At 39.9% G+C, this 17,248-nt stretch carries 17 protein-coding genes; 14 read left to right on the forward strand and 3 right to left on the reverse strand.

Annotation, left to right across the window (positions count from 1 at the left end):
- Positions 1–25 precede the first annotated feature (25 nt).
- Positions 26–994: a chemotaxis protein gene (locus QZ289_RS06260; RefSeq protein ID WP_295700534.1), complete on the reverse strand. Its 969-nt coding sequence runs from the start codon at positions 992–994 to the stop codon at positions 26–28.
- A gap of 107 nt (positions 995–1,101) precedes the next feature.
- On the opposite strand from QZ289_RS06260, the gene ligA reads away from it, so the two are divergent.
- The gene (ligA, locus tag QZ289_RS06265; RefSeq protein ID WP_295700535.1) at positions 1,102–3,057 is read left to right on the forward strand and encodes an NAD-dependent DNA ligase LigA; all 1,956 of its coding nucleotides are present in this window, start codon (positions 1,102–1,104) and stop codon (positions 3,055–3,057) included.
- Positions 3,058–3,170: 113 nt separating this feature from the next.
- Here the strand turns inward: ligA and QZ289_RS06270 are convergent, their stop codons facing one another.
- A complete protein-coding gene (locus QZ289_RS06270) occupies positions 3,171–3,869 on the reverse strand; it encodes a hypothetical protein (protein ID WP_295700538.1) in 699 nt (232 codons plus the stop codon).
- Entirely contained in the window at positions 3,778–5,385 is a 1,608-nt protein-coding gene (locus QZ289_RS06275) for a DEAD/DEAH box helicase (RefSeq protein WP_295700540.1), read from the reverse strand. Before QZ289_RS06275 ends, QZ289_RS06270 begins: the two co-directional genes overlap by 92 nt.
- Before the next feature lie 158 nt (positions 5,386–5,543).
- On the opposite strand from QZ289_RS06275, the gene QZ289_RS06280 reads away from it, so the two are divergent.
- From QZ289_RS06280 to QZ289_RS06340, 13 genes are all read left to right on the forward strand, one after another.
- Positions 5,544–6,254, forward strand: coding sequence for a cytochrome c biogenesis CcdA family protein (locus QZ289_RS06280; RefSeq protein ID WP_295700543.1), 711 nt, complete (start codon positions 5,544–5,546; stop codon positions 6,252–6,254).
- Positions 6,255–6,279: 25 nt separating this feature from the next.
- Positions 6,280–7,512: a metal-dependent hydrolase gene (locus QZ289_RS06285; protein WP_295700545.1), complete on the forward strand. Its 1,233-nt coding sequence runs from the start codon at positions 6,280–6,282 to the stop codon at positions 7,510–7,512.
- Positions 7,513–7,520: 8 nt separating this feature from the next.
- A complete protein-coding gene (locus tag QZ289_RS06290) occupies positions 7,521–8,336 on the forward strand; it encodes a mechanosensitive ion channel domain-containing protein (protein ID WP_295700548.1) in 816 nt (271 codons plus the stop codon).
- Positions 8,337–8,338: 2 nt separating this feature from the next.
- Positions 8,339–9,607, forward strand: coding sequence for a metal-dependent hydrolase (locus QZ289_RS06295; protein ID WP_295700611.1), 1,269 nt, complete (start codon positions 8,339–8,341; stop codon positions 9,605–9,607).
- On the forward strand, positions 9,604–10,095 hold the full coding sequence (locus QZ289_RS06300) for a low molecular weight protein-tyrosine-phosphatase (RefSeq protein ID WP_295700551.1): 492 nt from the start codon (positions 9,604–9,606) through the stop codon (positions 10,093–10,095). Before QZ289_RS06295 ends, QZ289_RS06300 begins: the two co-directional genes overlap by 4 nt.
- 3 nt (positions 10,096–10,098) lie before the next feature.
- A complete protein-coding gene (locus QZ289_RS06305; protein WP_295700554.1) occupies positions 10,099–10,488 on the forward strand; it encodes an arsenate reductase family protein in 390 nt (129 codons plus the stop codon).
- A gap of 12 nt (positions 10,489–10,500) precedes the next feature.
- The gene (locus QZ289_RS06310; protein WP_295700555.1) at positions 10,501–11,838 is read left to right on the forward strand and encodes an SH3 domain-containing C40 family peptidase; all 1,338 of its coding nucleotides are present in this window, start codon (positions 10,501–10,503) and stop codon (positions 11,836–11,838) included.
- Positions 11,838–12,728 (forward strand): zinc ABC transporter substrate-binding protein, encoded by an 891-nt coding sequence (locus QZ289_RS06315; protein ID WP_295700559.1) that lies wholly within the window; start codon positions 11,838–11,840, stop codon positions 12,726–12,728. The genes QZ289_RS06310 and QZ289_RS06315 overlap by 1 nt, the downstream gene beginning before the upstream one ends.
- A 5-nt stretch (positions 12,729–12,733) precedes the next feature.
- The gene (locus tag QZ289_RS06320) at positions 12,734–13,522 is read left to right on the forward strand and encodes an ABC transporter ATP-binding protein (RefSeq protein ID WP_295700561.1); all 789 of its coding nucleotides are present in this window, start codon (positions 12,734–12,736) and stop codon (positions 13,520–13,522) included.
- Positions 13,515–14,327 (forward strand): metal ABC transporter permease, encoded by an 813-nt coding sequence (locus QZ289_RS06325; protein WP_295700565.1) that lies wholly within the window; start codon positions 13,515–13,517, stop codon positions 14,325–14,327. Before QZ289_RS06320 ends, QZ289_RS06325 begins: the two co-directional genes overlap by 8 nt.
- Entirely contained in the window at positions 14,324–14,521 is a 198-nt protein-coding gene (locus tag QZ289_RS06330; protein ID WP_295700568.1) for a DUF5408 family protein, read from the forward strand. Before QZ289_RS06325 ends, QZ289_RS06330 begins: the two co-directional genes overlap by 4 nt.
- A gap of 258 nt (positions 14,522–14,779) precedes the next feature.
- A complete protein-coding gene (locus tag QZ289_RS06335; protein ID WP_295700571.1) occupies positions 14,780–15,916 on the forward strand; it encodes an Opr family porin in 1,137 nt (378 codons plus the stop codon).
- A gap of 21 nt (positions 15,917–15,937) precedes the next feature.
- A complete protein-coding gene (locus QZ289_RS06340) occupies positions 15,938–17,209 on the forward strand; it encodes a hypothetical protein (protein WP_295700574.1) in 1,272 nt (423 codons plus the stop codon).
- Positions 17,210–17,248 lie beyond the last annotated feature (39 nt).

Raw genomic sequence — 17,248 nt, forward strand, 5'->3', positions numbered from 1 at the left:
TGAAATAGAGGATTTTAATGCAATTTTAAAGATTAATGCCTACAAGAATTTGACGTAATGCTTGTTCTACTTCTATAGGATTTGATTTGGTAATAAAGCCATCAGCATTAAGCCGCTCTGCCATTTGGTGATTACTATCACTACTCATTGAAGAGTTAATAATCACAGGGATATGACAAGTTGCAGGTGTTTCTTTGATACGTTTTAATACTTCAAAGCCTGATACAATAGGCATTTCCAAATCCGTAATAACCGCACCGATATTTGCAGCCACACCCGGATTATGCAAATAATCAAGCAAAGCCTTGCCGTTAGGAAAGCTAAAGTATCTTAAATCGAGTTTTTCGATGATTTTTTGTAAAGATTTTGCCGCAGATTTAGAATCTTCAGCCAATAGCACGACTTTATCACTTGAAATTGCCGCAATATCATTGAGTTCGAGCTCATTTGCAGCATTGACAGAGGGGAAGGCTTCAGTGAGCATTCGTTCTACATCTAAGACTTGTATCACAGAGCCATCATCATATTTTGTTGTCGCTGTAATTTTAGAATCTCCATCAATACCAAATTCCGAGCCAACATTTATATCACTCCAACTTTTATGGATAATGCGCTTCACACCCATAATTTTAAGTCCTACCGTGCTATTAGAAAAGCTACAAATAATCACTAAGCTTTTTTTAGTATCAAGCGAAAATTCCCGCAAGTCTTTATCAGGGTGTTCTTTGCTATAATATAGCCATCGACGCATATCTACAAGCGGTATAGTCTCATCACGCACGGTAAGATAGCCTAGCACGATACCGCTATTGTCTCCCGCTGTTTCAGTAAGCTCATTATCATAATAAATAATTTCACGTATCTTAAATACATTCATTGCATAAAGCTGATTTGTCCTATCTTTTTCTTCTTCTAATGTGAAGCACAAAAATTGCACTTCATTATTGAGATGTAATGAAGTGGTTTTGTCTATTTCATTTTGCTTTTTTGCCAATATCTGCCTCCAAAACTTAAAAATTATAACATTTAAAAATGATATAATTCTATCGCAAAATACATAAATTTTAAGCACTAAACCCAAATTTTAAAGGGAAAACTCTTATGACAAGTGAAGAATACCACACTCAAGTGCAGATTCTAAAGAAAATGGCTTATCATTATTATGTGCTTGATGAGCCAATAGCTACTGATGAGCAATATGATAAGCTTTATCACCAAATCCTAGTATTTGAAAAAAGCAATCCTCACCTTATTGATTTCACCTCTCCTACCCAGCGCGTGGGTGATACACCCTTAGAATCTTTTAGTAAAAATAGTCATATCCAGCGTATGTGGAGCTTAGAAGATGTGTTTAATACTGATGAGCTAGATGAATGGCTACAAAGAATCTACAAAGTCTATCCTCACGCGACTTTCACTTGCTCACCTAAGTTTGATGGTGCGAGTTTGAATCTACTTTATTCACAGGGCAAACTCATAAGTGCGACTACGCGAGGAAATGGCATAGAGGGAGAATTGGTAACGCAAAATGCAAAAACGATACAAAGCATTCCGCTTGAAATCGACTTTATGGGGGATATTGAGATACGTGGGGAGGTAGTCATTGCTAAAGATGATTTTGAATCTATCAATGCAGAGCGATTAAAAGACAATCAAAGTCTTTTTGCCAATCCTCGAAACGCTGCTGCAGGGAGTTTAAGACAGCTAGATTCTAGAATCACTGCTCAACGTAAATTACGCTTTATGCCTTGGGGTATTGGGGCGGGACTAGAGCATTTTGCAAGTTTTTATGACGCTTTGCAAAGCATTATAGGCTTTGGCTTCATACCTGTGCCGTTTTTGAAGCATTGCAAAGATAAGGTGGATATACAGGACATATATAACCTTCTCCTTTCTCAACGCAATAGTTATGCGATTATGCTTGATGGTATGGTTATTATGCTTGATGATATAGCCTCCCAACACCAGCTAGGTTGGACGATTAAAGCCCCGCGATTTGCTTGTGCGTATAAATTCCCTGCGATTGAAAAAAGCTCCAAGATTTTATCTGTGAGTTTGCAAGTAGGGCGCACGGGAATTATCACGCCTGTGGCAGAGCTTATGCCTGTGGAGATTGAGGGGGCGATGATTGCACGTGCGACTTTGCATAATTTTAGCGAGATTGAGCGCAAGGATATTATGATTGGCGATGAAGTGATTATTATCCGCAGTGGCGATGTGATACCGAAAATCATTAAGCCCCTTGTAGGTTTGCGTGATGGCACACAAAAGGCTATTGTTAAACCTACGCATTGCCCTGTGTGCGGTGAGGAACTCCTTGTCGAAGAGGTTTTTATCAAATGTCAAAATCTTAGCTGTGAGGCACGCGTGATAGAATCTATTATTCATTTTGCATCCAAAAAGGCACTAAATATCGATGGTTTGGGTGAAAAAATCGTGATTCAACTCTATGAAAATGCGCTTGTGCGGAATATCAAAGATATTTATACCTTGAATACTACGCAGCTTTTAGCTCTTGAGGGTTGGCAAGACAAACGCGCACAAAACCTCATTAATGCGATACAAGATACTATAGGTGTGGAATTGTGGCGGTTTATCAATGCACTTGGGATTGAACATATTGGCGAAGGAGCGAGCAAGAAACTCGCGCAAAAATTTGGCTTAGAGACTTTTAACATATCTTTAGAAGATGTGATGAGTCTTGATGGCTTCGGGGAGGAGATGGCGTATTCCCTTATTGAGTTTAACCGAGCAAACAAGGCACTTATTGAGCAATTACTTGCCATCATTCAGCCACGTATAGAGATTTTACAAATTGATAGTAGCCATATTTTTTATGGTAAAACTATCGTGCTTACAGGCACACTTTCCCAACCACGCGATACTATCAGCGCACTTTTAGAATCTAAAGGCGCAAAGATTGTCTCAAGCGTGAGTAAAAAGACGGACTTTGTCGTTTATGGAGAAAAAGCAGGGAGCAAACTAGAGAAAGCACAAGATTTAGGCATAAAGACATTAAACGAAGCAGAGCTTTTCACCCTTCTTACGGAAGAATGAGTTAATTAAGATAAGGTGATGAGTTTTGTAAAATAAATTTAAGAGATTTTATTTATTTGCGAGTAAAAAATGCCAAGCAGAAAGGCATTTGTTTTGTAGTATTTAGACTAGCCTTATATACTAAAATCATAATAGCTCAAAGTAAGCATAATCCGCGATGTGTCAAATCGCTCATCAAGCAGCTTTTTGCTCTTGTAGTTAAAGCCCTGTTGATACCCTATACTTAATCCATATCCACGCGCTATATCAAAAAACAGCTCCGCCCTCACCAATCCACCATAGATATTATATTGCTCATCAACATCAGGCATTGCCAAATTACTCATCTCAAAGCCGCCGCCGACTAAGCATATTACACGTCCATTGAAAAATCTATATCCCATTTGTCCGCCCAAAGAAAAGGCATAAAATCCATTTTTGTTTTCCGATCCTGCACTTCCATCAATCCACGCATTCAAAAGAAAGGCTTTAGAATTGCCTAGCATAACACCTCGCTTTAAACCAAAAATCACCGCATTACGCGCACTCTCGTAGTCTTGTAGCATAGTTCTATTGCCTGATGTGTGCCAAATCTTAGAATGCACCCCACCAATGCTTAAACTCCCAAAAGTGTGATTATCCGCAGGGATAGGTACAGTGGAGAAGTCTAAGCCCTGTACTTGCAGACATAGCATTCCTATTGCAAGCACAAGTTTCACTGCATATCGCACAAACACGATTCTACCCCCAAATACTGCCTGTATAAGGCTGGCTTCTATCAATATCGTCATATCGCTTTTTGCCTTTGCTTTTTGCCTTGCTATCTCTAGCATTGCCTTGTGGCTTTCTCGTGCGATGTGGCTTTGTGCTATGGGGTTTTTTCCCACTTCTTTTTTGCCCCCCTGCCTCATTCACGGATTCAAGCTGCGCGATTTGCTCTTTACTAAATCCAATCTTTGCGTTGCTGTTTTTTTCTAAATGCAGTGAAATGAGTTTCAAACAGAGCTGTGTTGTGTCTATCTTGTCTTTAAGCTTTTCATAAATCATCACTGATTTATCGCTTACCTTTGTTTGAGATAGCTCCTGTGAAAAGGCGTCATCGCTATATTCTTGTGTAATCTCACAAAGCGTAAGCTTTGCCTTTGTCATTTTCTTAATCTTGCTTAGCTCTTTATATTCAAGCGGCGTAGCAAGGGTAATAGCTACTCCCTTTTTCCCTGCACGTCCTGTGCGCCCAATGCGATGGACATAGCTTTCAGGGTTAAGCGGGATATGATAATTAAATACGTGGCTCACATCGCTAATATCTATCCCACGTGATGCTACATCGGTAGCGACAAGCAATTCGATTTTGTTTTCCTTAAAGGCTTTCATACTCTCTCGTCGCTCCCATTGCTCCATATCTCCGTGCAATGCCATCGCCTTAAAGCCACGATTAATAAGCCTTGTCGCTAATGCGTCTGCTTCTTTTTTCATACGTGTAAAAATAATGCTCTTTGTGGGATTTTGTGTTTCTATCAAGCGCACTACCGCCTCATCACGCTCTCCCTCGTTGATAATGTAATATTGCTGCTCTATATCTTTATTTGTAATATCTGTAGGCGTGATTTTCACAAAGGCGGGATTATCTAGAATATTCATTGCCAAAGCCTTGATGGGTTCAGGCATTGTAGCTGAAAAAAGCAGAGTTTGTCGCGTATTAGGTAGGAATTTAAAAATCTCCTCAATATCATCTAAAAAGCCCATATCAAGCATTTCATCGCTTTCATCAAGCACGACTATTTGTGGTGCAAAATGCGCTATGCGTCCATTTTGCAAATGGTCTAGCAGCCTACCGGGTGTGGCTATCATCACCTTTGGTTTCTTTTCTAATAAATCACATTGCCGCTTAATGCTCTGCCCCCCATACATACAAATGGTTTTAATACGTCCAAAACGCCCAAGCTTTAGAATCTCCTCGCTAATTTGCATAGCAAGTTCCCTTGTGGGCGTGATGACAAGTGCTTCAATCTCTTGATTGCGATTGAGTGCATTAAGGATAGGGATAGCAAATGCTGCTGTCTTGCCTGTACCGGTTTGTGCCTGTGCGATAAGGTCTTTACCTTGCAAAACAATAGGAATGCTTTGTTCTTGCACTGGGCTAGGTGTGCTAAATCCCGCCTCTTTAATGCCCTTTAGCACAAATTCCTTTAAGCCAAATTCCTCAAAGCCCTTTTCTTTGCCTTCTTGCTCTAATGGGATAGAATCTTGCGTATTTGCATTATCTAAATGTGTCGCCCTCTGCGTAGCTTTGCCTTGTGCGTTTTCGCTCTGGAGGCAATCACCGCTATCTGTATTTGTGTGATTCATAGTGTTTTACCCTTTGTCTCAATCATTGTATTTAATGAATGTGTTAATGAAAATGTAAGGCGAAATTATAGCAAAAATTGTGCTTTTAAAGTGAAATTTACAAAAATATTATCCCGCTTGGATATAATGCCATACTTCATAAGACACAAAGGAAAGCAATGAATCTAGACGATACACTTTTAACGCTTTATGGCTCTATGCCTTTTATGGCAAGCCTACTTGCTGGGATTCTTACATTTTTAAGCCCTTGTATTTTGCCACTTATTCCTCCTTATATTTCATATATTTCAGGCGTGGGTATATCTGACTTGCAGCATACAAGTACCGCGCATAAGGGAAAAATCATTCTTACTTCCTTACTTTTTATCGCTGGATTTTCACTTGTGTTTATCACACTTGGGATTTTTGCCTCATCTACACTTGGAGAGATTTTTACTGCTTCGTGGTTGCGTTATTTGGCGGGGTGTGTGATTATATTCTTTGGGCTTCACTTTTTGTTTCATTTTAAATACACATTTTTACACAGGCATATTCAGCACAATTTTGACTATACGCGATTTGGCTTCCTCTCGCCCTTTGTGCTTGGTATTGGCTTTAGTATCGGCTGGAGTCCTTGCGTGGGTCCTATCCTCGCCTCGATTTTTACCCTCTCACTTGCTAATCCCACTCACGCCTTTTGGCTTATGCTATGCTACACTCTTGGATTAGGTTTAGCGTTTTTTTTAGTCGCACTTTTTATTAATGCTGCGTTAAGATTCTTAAAAAAGCTCACCGCATTTTTACGACCCATAGAGGTGATTTCTGGTATTTTGCTTATACTCATTGGTGTGCTTATTATCGCCCAAAAGACAGATTTTTTATTACCATAATTAAAGATATTCAAAAGGAGAGAAAGTGCTATTTAAAAATGCAACCCTTTGTGATTATCAAGGTATAAAAACAGGCGATTTACGCGCCCAAGATGGAATCATCACGCAAATTGGATCACTCTCCCTCCTACCTGGTGAGGAAGTGCTTGATTTACAAGGCAAACTCCTGCTTCCTGCGATGATTGATTTAAATGTAGCACCTAAAAGTCTCTCTCTTTGCACGAAAAATCTCCTCTCCCTTGCGCAAAAAGCCTTAAAAGGCGGTGTAGGAAGCATATTGCTCTATCCCCGAACAACGCCTACTTGTAGCGAAAGCGGTTCCATAGAGCTGATTAAGAATCTTAATAGCCAATCTCCTATCCACCTTCTCCCTGCTATCAATCCGCTCAACTTAGAGGGCAAACTTAGCGATATTAGCACCTTGTATCATAGTGGCGGACGCGCTATATTTGTTCAAAGCGATATTGACGCCCATAGTCTTATGAAAATCGCTCAATACGCGCAAATGCTGGATATTCCGCTTATTTGCTTTTGTCAAGATAGAAGTGTAGCTGATGGCGTGATGAATGAGGGGCTTCTAAGTGCATCGCTTGGGCTACCCTCTATCCCTGCTTTTAGTCAAACAAAAGAAGTAGCAAAAATCGCTGAAATGCTCCACACACTGCCTATAAAGCTTATTTTTGATACGCTTGTGTATCCGCGTAGCTTTGATATACTTCATCATTTTGCCTTGCATTCTTCCATACAGGCGACATTTTACACGCAAACTTCTATACATCATTTATTGCTTGATGAAAGTTTATGCGAAAACTACAATACCGCCGCAAAAATTAATCCTCCATTAGTGGATAAGTCATCACTTGCACAGATTCTATCTTTGTTACAAAAGGGGCAAGTAAGCACCTTGACAAGCCTACAATGTGCGGATTTCAAATCGAAAAAAGACCAAGTCTTTGAAATGGCAAGTTTTGGCATAGACGCACTCGAAATATATTTTTCACTGCTTTATACCTATCTGCATAAAGCTAATAATATTCCCCTCCCACTCATTTCTCAACTCACAAGCTATATCCCTGCACAGATTCTAAACCTCAATAAAGGGGTATTAGCAGAGGGGAAAATCGCCGAGCTTATTATCATTAATCCTAATGAATCTTTTGTCTTTAACGATACATTCTCGCCCTATGATGGGCAGGAGCTTTATGGTAAAGTAGAGGCACTCTTTAGCCTTCAAACCCTCCATACTTCACGTATATAAGGATAATTATGCAAGATATTGAAAATTACTTCATAGGTTCAATCCCGCAGCTTCAAATACTAGGTATCGCGCTTTTAAAGGCAACACTTATTCTTGTTTTAGGATATTATTTCTCGCGTTTTATACGAAAGAAAATCTCTCAAGCCATTGCCAAACGTGATGCAATCTTAGGACAATTCATCTCGCAGGTAATTTTTATTCTCTCTATTGTGGTTATCATCATTGCTGCACTTGGCACTATCGGTGTGCAGACAAACTCTATCATTGCTGTGCTTGGCACAGCGGGTGTGGCTATCGCGCTAGGGCTTAAAGATTCTCTCTCATCAGTGGCAAGTGGTATCATACTCATCATTCTCCGCCCTTTTAAGCAGGGAGATTTGATAGAAATTAGTGGTATGACGGGCTATGTGGAGGCAATCAATCTTTTTACTACGCATTTGCGCCTCACTGATGGCAAATTTGCGATTGTGCCTAATAGCAATATCGCTAAGGCAAATATTGTAAATACTACGCTCAATGAGCAAAGACGTATCGATTTAATCATTGGCGTGGGGTATCAAAGTGATGTAGAATCTGTGAAAAATATTATCAATGATGTGTTGCAAAACACTCCTGAAGTGGATTTAGCACAGACATATTTTATCGGCTTAAGTGAGCTTGGGGAAAGCTCTTTAAACTTTACCTTGCGCTTTTGGGTGAAGCTTGAATCTGGAGTGCTAAACGCCCAATGCAAAGTGTTAGAATCTATCAAAGCTCAGCTTGATAAAAATGGCATTGAGATCCCGTATAATAAGCTTGATGTGAATATCATAAAGGCGGATTGATAGTGCATATTTTTGGTGCGTCCTTGGTATTTGTATGTGATGAATCCTTTAGTATTATCCATAATGGCGGGATTGCATTTGAAGCAAACAAAGATAGAATCTTAGAAGTAGGCACTTATGAGGAGCTATGCGCCCTCTATCCTCACGCGAAAGCGGAGTTTGCTCACAATAGTGTCCTTCTACCCGCTCTTATTAACGCACATATTCATTTTGAGTTTGGTGCACATTTGGCGCAATTTTGCTATGGCGATTTTGGCGAATGGCTCGATAGCTTGATGTCTCAACGCGATAGTGTCTTAGCACATAATGATATGGAATCTATTATCACGCAAGGTATTAATGAGCAGCTTAGCGCAGGAGTAGGGAGCGTGGGGGCGATAAGTAGCTATGGGGGCGATATGCCCTTCCTTGCTCGAAGTCCTTTGCGCGTGGTGTATTTTAATGAAGCCATAGGGAGTAATCCAAGTGCAATAGATATGCTTTATGGCAATCTTTTAGAACGATTTTATAGAGCTAAAGAGCTTCAAAATGAGACCTTTATCCCTGCGCTTGCTCTGCACTCACCCTATTCGCTCCACCCCATAATGGCACAAAAAATTATAGAAATTGCTCATAAAGAGCATTTGCCCTTCTCTGCGCATTTTTTAGAATCTCCACAAGAAGCCCAATGGCTTGGAGATAATAGCGGCTATTTCAAGGGCTTTTTTCAAAGATTAGCAGGATTAGCAAATCCTAGTAGATTCTATACACCACAGAGCTTTTTAGATATGCTTTCTCCTTTGCAAAACCAACCCTTATCTCTCACACATTGCCTTCATATTAGCCCTGCAGAAGTAGAGCATATAGAGACACTTAAGGCAGCCATTATCACTTGTCCGCGCAGTAATCGTCTCTTGAACAATGCCTTTTTCCCGCGCCATCTTATAGAATCTGCTGCCATTCCTCTAGCCATTGGCACAGATGGCAAAAGCTCAAATAATAATGTCAATCTCCTTGATGAATTGCGAGTGAGTCTCTATGCCTATGAAAAAGCGAATCTTAATGCCTTTGGAAAAGCATTAATTCTCAATGCCACATTGCACGGAGCAAAGGCTTTAGGGCTAAATAATGGTATATTACAAGCGGGTAAAAATGTCGACTTTGCTATTTTTGCTTTCAAAGATTCACTTTACAATGAAGCTCAAAACCACGTAAACCAAGCCCCTCTGCATTTTATCCTCCACGCCACTAAGCCCACACATCTTTATGTCAATGCAAAGGCAGTAATATGAGCGCGATAAAAAGTATATTATTTGTGTGTTTAGGTAATATATGCCGCTCTCCCTTAGCGGAGGGGATTGCAAGGGAACTAGTAAGGCAACATAATATCGATCTTAAGGTAGATTCTGCAGGGACGAGCGGGTGGCATATCGATGAGTCACCTTGTGTAGGCTCACGTAATGTCGCTAAGGCGCACGGATTTAGTATTGATGAGCTTAAGGGCAGACGTGTGAGCGTATATGCCGATGATAGCTTTGATTTGCTTATCGCGCTTGATGGGCATAACTATGCGGATTTACTCGCACTTGGCTTTGATAAATCAAAGGTGAAAAAGCTTGGAGATTTTGGACTAAAGGGCGCGGACATACCCGACCCTTATAAATATAGGGACACGGAGAGCTTTGAGAAAATCTATCAAATGCTAGAGTTTTGTGTGCGGAATCTACTCTCTATATATTATCCCATGGTAGAATCCCAAGATTTAGTCACAAAAGGGTAAAGAATGATTACACTCTATGGTATTAAAACTTGTGGCAGTGTCAAAAAGGCTACCACGCTTTTAGACAAGCATAGCATTCCCTTTAGCTTTATTGATTTAAAGGTGCAAGTGCCTTCTGCTCCGCTTATTCGTGGGTGGATAGAGCAAAGGGGCATTGGCAAGGTGCTAAATACCAAAGGCACAACATATAAGAATCTTAAAAAAGAAGGACTGATTAAAGAGGGGCTAATTACTGATTCTAAGGCATTGATTGAGGAGCAGATAGCATTACTCACGCAATACCCTTTGCTTCTTAAACGTCCTGTGATTACCTATGACAAGACACTTATTATCGGCTATGAGGAAGAAGCGATTATAGGGCTTATTCATACATATCAAAATAAAAAACTTTAAGGTAGTGAGTAAATGAAGTATAGAATCTTTGCCCTTTTGCTTTGTGTGCTTTATCTTAGTGCGTGTTCGCAAAAGGTGATTCAAATCACGAAAATCAAGGATTTAGAACAGCTTCCCCAAGATGCGCTTATTTATATTGATGAATCTTCTCAAATAAAAGTTGATAGCAAGGCTCTTGCTGTGCTTAAAAATGATTATTTGGAAAAATATTATTCTATCTGGCAGGAAAAGCCTAATCCTAATGTAAATGAAGTATTTTGGATTAAGCCTTCACTACTTAAAAATCCGGGTTTTGGAGAGAATCTACAAGCCAACCCTCTCTCTTATACAAAAGAAATTTTAGATTCTATGGATATTGAATCTTACCCAAGTAAAGCCATTAGGGCTATTATCACTACTACCACTGATGTGCGTGCTGTGCCTACGATTAAACCTATGTTTAATAAGCCTGATGGCTATCCTTTTGATAGATGGCAAAACTCATTGATTTTTGTTGGCACACCGGTGCTGATTACACATACAAGCCGCGATAAATCGTGGGTGCATATTCAATCAAGCTTTGTGTATGGCTGGGTGAAAGCAGAGCATGTTGGTATATTAAGCAAGGAGCAGATTAAAGAGATTAGAGGATTTAAACAATATGTTACACCCATTGAAGATAAAATTCTGCTCTATAATGCAAAGGGTGATTTTGCCACACAAGCGCGTATCGGGCAAATCTTTGCGCTTAAAACAGGAAGTCATACAAAGGGTGATAAAATTGCGCTTGTTACATATACAAGAATGCCCAATGGCAATGCAAAGCAGAAGATTCTCTATGCGCTAAAATCGCATTTTAGCCCATTTCCTCTTGAATTAGATACGCAAAACATCGCTAAAACTATTAATGCAATGCTAGGGCAGCGATATGGCTGGGGAGGATTGCTTGAAAATCGCGATTGCTCTGCCTTTGTGCGGGATATTTTCTCCCAATATGGCATACATTTACCGCGCAATTCTAAAGCACAAGTGAATTATGGCAAAAATAGCGTTGATTTAAGCACGCTTACACGTGAGGAAAAAGAAGCTTTTATTATCGCTAATGCTACACCCTATCAAACGCTTTTATGGCAGAGTGGACATATTATGCTTTATATTGGGCACTTTGAGGGGAAAGCACTTATCGCCCATAGTGTGTGGAGCGTAACCACAGGCAAAAAATATGAGAATATGTTAGGTGGTGTAGTGATTACCACGCTTCACGTAGGCGAGGAGCATAATGGCACTTTTGCGAAATCGCCGCTGCTTATTGATAAAATCGGTGCAATGTCTGACCTCTCAATCCTTGCCAAGCAAATACAAGCAAAGTAATGAAACTTACCTATCTAAGATATGTGTTTCTTCTATGCACTTGTTTTGCTATGCTCCAAGCTACATCTATCAAAGTCATAGTGAGTGTGCTGCCGCAAAAAGAGATGATAGAACGTATTGGTGGCGAATATGTGCAAGTAGAAGTGCTTGTCCCTCAAGGAAAATCCCCAGAAATTTATGAGCCAAGTATCGCGCAGATGAAGTATATCGCTCAAGCGGATATCTTTTTTGGCGTAGGTATGCCCTTTGAATCCCCGTGGCTTAAGCGATTTAGCCTTGCAAATCCTTCACTCATATATTACAATCTCTCTACGCTTGCACAAATGCCGCAAAGCCACGCACATACCACCCATATACCCATACACAATCCGCATATTTGGCTCTCTGCACAAAGTATGCAACCACAAGTGGCTTTTATCGCGGATATTTTAAGCAAAGCAGATGTGGCGCATAAGGATATATTCAAACACAATAGCACAGAGCTTATTAAAACATTGCAAACTATCACGGACAAAACGCGTTTGCTCTTTGGTACTCCACAGGCACAAAAGCATTTTATCGTCTATCACCCAGCCTTTGAGATTTTTGCTAAGGATTTTAACCTAACTGAAAAAAGCCTAGAAAATGAGGGCAAGGAGCCAAAGGGTAAGGAGCTTAGCGCACTTATGCAATATGCTAGAAATCATCATATAAAAGCCATTTTTATCCAACCTCAATATGCAAAATCACGTGTGGAGATGTTGGCTAAAGAGCTTAATCTACGTATTATCGAGCTTGACCCTTTGGCTCCATCGTGGCTTTTGTCCCTGCAAAGCAATGCCTGTCAAATCGCGCTTAATCTTGCATTAGATGAGATTGCTTCGTGTATGCAGCAATATTTTAAAGAGTAGAAGTTATGTCGCTTTTAGATATTAAGAATCTTAGTTTTGCCTACACATCGCATAATGTGCTTGAAAATGTGAATTTTGAAGTGCAAGATGGGGATTTTTGGGCGATTATTGGACCAAATGGTGGAGGTAAAAGCACATTAGTAAGGCTTATTTTAGGGCTTCTTAAGGCACAAAGTGGCTCCATAAGCTTTGCACAGGGTATGGAATTAACACAAATTGGCTATGTCCCGCAAAATACAAATTTCAATATGAATTTTCCTATCTGTGTGAGAGATGTTATTACATTAGGTTTGCTAAAGCCTAGCATATTAGGCTTTAGAGTCCGCAAACATCTCAAAGCGGTGCAAGATGCAATGGAGCAGCTCCATATCGCCCATCTTGCCCAAAAGCCTATTAACGCTTTATCAGGTGGAGAGAGGCAAAAGGTGCTTATTGCCCGCGCTTTAGTTAATCGCACAAGGCTTCTTATCCTTGATGAGCCAACTGCAAGTGTCGATGTCAAGGCGCAAGAGGAGATTTATGAGTTACTCTTAAAACTTAATAAACATATAAGCATTATCGTAGTGAGCCACGATATTAGCTTTATTCTAGGCTATGCAAAAAAGGTGCTTTATGTGAATAAATACGCGCTTACTCATAATATTCCTCAATGCGATTTGGACTTAAAAGGGCATATTTGCGAGGTGGATATTCTTAACTCTTTTGCGCAAAAAGTACAGAATCTAAGCGAAGATTCTCAATTGAATGTGTCTTTGGCACCGCAGACAAATGCCAAGGAAGCGGCAAATGGCTGAAATATTCTCCTATCAATTTGTGTGGGTAGCACTTTTTATGTCCTTTTTGGTAAGTATTTGCAGTGGGATTATTGGCTCAATCATTGTCGCCAATAAAAATGTTTTTGTCGCAGGAGGTGTGGCACATAGCGCCTTTGGCGGTGTGGGTGCGGCGTTATTTTTTGGCTTTAGCACGACATTTGGAGCATTGCTCTTTGGCGTGATAATGGCTTTATTTCTTTCTTATGCGTTTTTATATCAAAAAGAGCGGCTTGATGCGTATGTGGGGGCGAGTTGGGCTTTTGGTATGGCAATAGGCGTAATTTTTATTGACATCACACCCGGCTATAATAGCGACATATCAAGCTATCTTTTTGGCTCTCTTTTGGCTGTGGGCTTAGAAGAAATGATTGCTATGGGTATTTTTGATGTATTTTTAGTGCTTTTTGTGGCATTGTATTATTATGAAATGTTAGCACTTTTTTATGATAATCAGTTTTGCACACTTAAGGGCTTAAATGTATATGCTTGGACGAGCATTATTTTCGTGCTTATTGCCATAGGAGTAGTGCTTTCAATGAGTGTGGGAGGATTAATTTTAATTCTAGCTATTCTCTCAATCCCCGCTTATATCGCTCATTTGTTTTCGCATTCATTAGCCTTTATGATGTGTATTTCGTGGCTCATTTCGCTTATTTCTATATGGGTGGGATTTTTTGTCGCATATTGGTGTAATGTCAGTATAGGGGCGTGTATCGTTGTTTTACTTGCATTTGCGATGTTTGGGGCTATTATATTTCACAAATTTATAAGGAGGATTCTATGAAAGAAGAAGAAAGTCAAAAGATTGCCAAACGAGCGGTAAAAATCGCGCTTTTTTGCGTGTTTGTTACTCTGCTTTTAAGCCTTATTAATATCTACATACTTATCATTCAGGCAAGTGCTACTGCTGCGATGAGTAAGGAAATCAAGGAATTACAAGAACAAGCGGGAATTACGCGATACATACCACAAGAGTAGAATCTTGCATTGATTAGAGGATAGGGCAGCAGAGCGTTAAGATAGCAGAGAGTGAGTTTTCTTTCTTGTTTTGGCTTAAATGAAAAAACAAGATTATTTGCAGGTATTAAATAGAGAGAATAAATGTATTGCTATTAATGCTTTGAACATTCCTTCTTGATGAAGGGCACTATGATGATGGCTTGATATGGAATTATTTTTGCTAATACATTTACGTAAAGTGAGATTCTAAAAGGATTGAGAAATTCAAGGGATTTTATGAAAAGAGCATTACGTATTTTTGTATTTATATGTGCTTTATTGCAGAGTGCATATACAAATGACATCGCACAATTACTCCTTACAGGGAAGCCAAGTGGGCATATGGGGTTGTATTATCAAGGTATGACAGGTGGTGCGCCTAGTTTTGTCGATGCGAATGTTTCACTTGCCTATCAAACTCGGCGATTACGTGGTGTGGCTCTTGGTGCTTCTATGTGGGCTGCTACAAAGCTTTTTCAGCTCAATACTGGAGATTTTTCGCAAGTGAAGAGCAATTTCGTTTTTACAGAGCTCTATGCAAACTTTACAAATCCTAATCGTATTAGCGCATCTCTGGGACGTTTTGCTATTGATAGTGAATGGATTAAGTATTATACACAAGGTGCGGCATTAAGCTATGAGGATATAGAGAATCTTAAGATTGATTTTATTTGGGCGAATAGAAGTGCTTATGTTACAAATTATCGAATGGACGACTTTTATAATCCTTTTGGGGGTGTGGGATCTCTATACTTGAGTGCAGCTGCAACATTGCCAGATTCCCCATTGCAAATTACACCTTATATCTATGCTGCCCCTAGCGATTTTACCGCGTTTGGGCTTAAGGTGCTTGTCGCTGTCCCTGCACCATCGGCTACGCTGTATGGTAAAATGCACTTTCTTTCTTTTGTGAGTAAAAGCGATCGGGTTATAGATTATGCTGTTACAAATGGTGATGGTGGATTTGTATGGCTAGAGGGTGGTGCAAAATGGTCTGGCTTTAATGTCGGTGGAGGTGTGATTTCTGTTACTGAAAATGGTGCAAGAGGTATTGATGCCTTTGGGCAAAGTAGCTATTTTGAGAGAAGAGAAGGTTTATTTTATAATGATGCTACTACACTTTACGCATTTTTACAATATGACTTGAAGCAATATATACAGCTTGATTCGGCTATCCGTCATACATCTATTGGGACTAAACATATCTTTAATTGGGAGATAGGGCTTGTATCTGAACCCCAATATAATATTGAATTGGGTGTAAAAGTTATAGGAATGATAAATAATGCCGATTTTACGCTCGATAATTCTATTTTCGCCAATGATGGCAGGAATTATTTGCTAGCCCGTGTATTTGGACAGGTTAGTTTTTAAACTACTTTATAAGGAGAGTATATGAAAAAAGTCTATGTATCACTCGCGCTCGTGGGTGCAATGGCTGCAAGTGCAAGTGCTGTAGAAGTAACACCCTTTGGACATTTAGGTGCGTTCTATCATCAAGGTTTTGGTGGTTTGGGCGTGCAAGATAATGGCAAGGAAGTGCAAAGAGCTTATGCTAATGTGAGTGCAAGAGTAGGTGTAGAGGTAGGTTTAGGCTCAGCCTTCAGCATAGGGCTTGGTGCATGGGGTGGTTATCCATTCTACGCTACAGGTGATAGCCCCCAGAATGTAGGCGATATAGCGTTTCCTAGAAATGTTGATGTATCTGATGCATATTTGCGCTATGATGGCAGACGTTTAAGAGTAATTGGCGGACGCTTTGATATTGGTGAATTTTATATGGGTAAAGACCGCAAGAACTATACAGGTGTAGATTGGATTTATGGTAATACACAAGGTGCGGCTTTAAATGTTGATGGTGGAGCTGTGAGCCTCTGGGCATATTGGAGAAATTCACAACTTGGTGCAGGACAAGCCTTCAATAGAATAGGTTATGAGCTTTCAAGCTTTGATACATATCAAGGGCAAAAAAACCATCAAGGTGAGCTTGTCTCTGGAGGCGTAGATGTGAATTTTGGCGCATTTAGAATCTCACCTTTTGCTTCATATCTTACAAGCACGGATACAAGAGCAAATAGCGGTGGTATAGATGTTCTTAATGCTGGAGCAAAGGCACAACTTGAGCTTGGCGATGGCGGATTAAAATCTATTACTACGTTAAGAGGTATATTTAGCACAACAAATCTTGTAAAAGATGGCAGCGGCAATAGTGGCACTACTTTTTGGCTTGATGAAGAATTACGCTTTAGCGAGATATGGAAGCTTGGAGCAGGATATATCACTTCAAGTAAAGATACTTTCTTGCTTAACTATGGTGATAGGGCAAGATTCTATGGCTATAGAGCAGGATTGTTATCTGGTGCTGGAGTGGGTAATTCCTTGGGTATAAACAATAATGCTTCAACTTGGTATGTCTTTGGTGGTTTAGAAGCTAAACGTATAGCACTTGACTTGCTCTATGCAGGTGGTAACTACAAAGAAATTTCTGCTATCGTTGCTTTTAAACTATGGGAAAGTGGGCAAATGCACTTTTCAGTCGGTGGTGGCTATGTAGGCACAGGTTATGGTAGCAACGATGATACTACTCTAGGCAGTGCGCTAACAGGTATTACTGATGGAACTAAATGGCAAGACTCTGCTTATGTCTTTGCTAAGCTTGGATTCTAATTTATCTTAACAATCTTACTAGGCTAGTTTAGCCTAGTA

It is taken from the genome of uncultured Helicobacter sp. (genome assembly GCF_910577135.1).
In the GTDB taxonomy this organism is placed as follows: Bacteria; Campylobacterota; Campylobacteria; order Campylobacterales; family Helicobacteraceae; genus Helicobacter_C; species Helicobacter_C mastomyrinus.